The sequence below is a fragment of the Moorena sp. SIO3I8 genome, assembly GCF_010692325.1.
In the GTDB taxonomy this organism is placed as follows: Bacteria; Cyanobacteriota; Cyanobacteriia; order Cyanobacteriales; family Coleofasciculaceae; genus Moorena.
The window spans coordinates 1-1,479 of record NZ_JAAHHW010000380.1 but is presented as its reverse complement, the minus strand read 5'-3'; the positions used below and the strand labels follow the sequence as shown (position 1 = coordinate 1,479).

General features: G+C 47.8%; 1 protein-coding gene. It reads left to right on the top strand.

Annotation, left to right across the window (positions count from 1 at the left end; translation table 11 throughout):
* The first annotated feature begins 363 nt into the window (after positions 1-363).
* Entirely contained in the window at positions 364-1,128 is a 765-nt protein-coding gene (locus F6K51_RS37165; RefSeq protein ID WP_293031162.1) for a hypothetical protein, read from the top strand.
* The last annotated feature ends 351 nt before the right edge of the window (positions 1,129-1,479 follow it).

Below are 1,479 nucleotides of genomic sequence, written 5' to 3'. Positions count from 1 at the left end.
GAAGAATTAGTTTTGGATAAGAGGATATCTTTAAATACATTTTTAATCATTGTCTTGATGCAGTCGCAAATGGTAACGGTATCGGTATTAAAATTTATATAGCAAAGGGAATAGGGAATAGGGAATAGGGAATAGGGAATAGGGAAATCCTAAATCAAAAGTTATCACAGATTTAGGATTTCTCTAGTAATTTCATGGCTATAACCATAACGTGATCATCAACAAACGGGATCAACAAACCGGATGCGCGAGTATCGATCTATTACGGTAAAGCATACCCGATATTCATAAAACAAATGCGAACGCATACATCAGGTTTGGATACTTAAAGCACAGATTTGCGATAGTATCCAAGGGAGTGTCATGGCCGAAACAGTAGAGTCAAGCAACCTAGACAATACCAAAAAATTGGGGTTTTGTGATGCCCCGATACCGAAAATAATCTATGTCAAAAACTCTGAAAATGGTAAGTACCTGTGGCACTTTTGGAATCACTCAGAAAACAAACCAGAAGCCATTTACCACCAAGCCATTCGATGTTTTGTGAGTGGGATTGAGATAGTGGCAAAAGAATTTCTTGAGAAAGAAGTGCTTAAACTCCGCATCCAAGTGCTAGCGGATAAACCGTATTCTATCCAGTCAGGGATTGATAGTATATTTTCTCGTTGCTTTTTGCTTAGTCTTGTTAAGTTATCCCCTGAGCAAGTAAAGGAACCGCTGACGATCGCTCTGAGGGGTAATGATACTTCAAAAGGTAATCCAGCTACCGTATTCTGTTCCCTCTATGATAGTAGAGACCGCTATATATCCTATGATTGGGATGCTTCTGTTAATATCTACTCGATTGCCAATGCCTGCCAGTCACTTTTAAGTGGTCAGCCAATTTCACCACCAGGACCAGAGTCAGAGCCACAAACAAAGCCACAGACCGGGGCACAACAATCGGAAGATTGGATCAAGTCCCACGAATCTTTTGAAATTCTAAAGCAGACGTCCAAAGAACTTCAACGGTTGCGGTGGTCAAAACAAGATGGAGTTAAATACCTACAACAGGTTTACGTCTCGTCCTCACCGAGCTCGGCGTACTCGAGCGCCGACTCGGCCATGGCCGCGGCGCTCGAGGCATGAGCCAACGAGTACACCAGCTGTTGGTTGTCCTCGGTCCCGGCCGACGCCTTGGCCGTCGCAATGCCGGTTTCGATCACGGTCGCAGCGAGGCGCACCGCTTCGCGAGCCTGCTCAAGGAGCTCGCCGGAGGGCGCAAGAGATGCAGTCACAGCTCCTTGATAGCTCGTTGGCTGCCGGGCTCAGAAGCCGAACCGGCTCCGCGACGGCGAGCGGTAGCCTCGCCGCATGGAAGACACCAGCGTGAAGCCAACGATCGAGGTCCCGTCCGGTGAGCCGCCGGCCGATCTCGTCATCGAAGACCTTGTTGTTGGCGACGGCCCCGAAGCCCAAAGCGGCGCGATCGTCAACGTC

What these genes read in the sequence shown, in the direction of transcription:
- F6K51_RS37165 (WP_293031162.1), top strand. Translation starts at nt 364, where the DNA reads ATGGCCGAAACAGTAGAGTCAAGCAACCTAGACAATACCAAAAAATTG.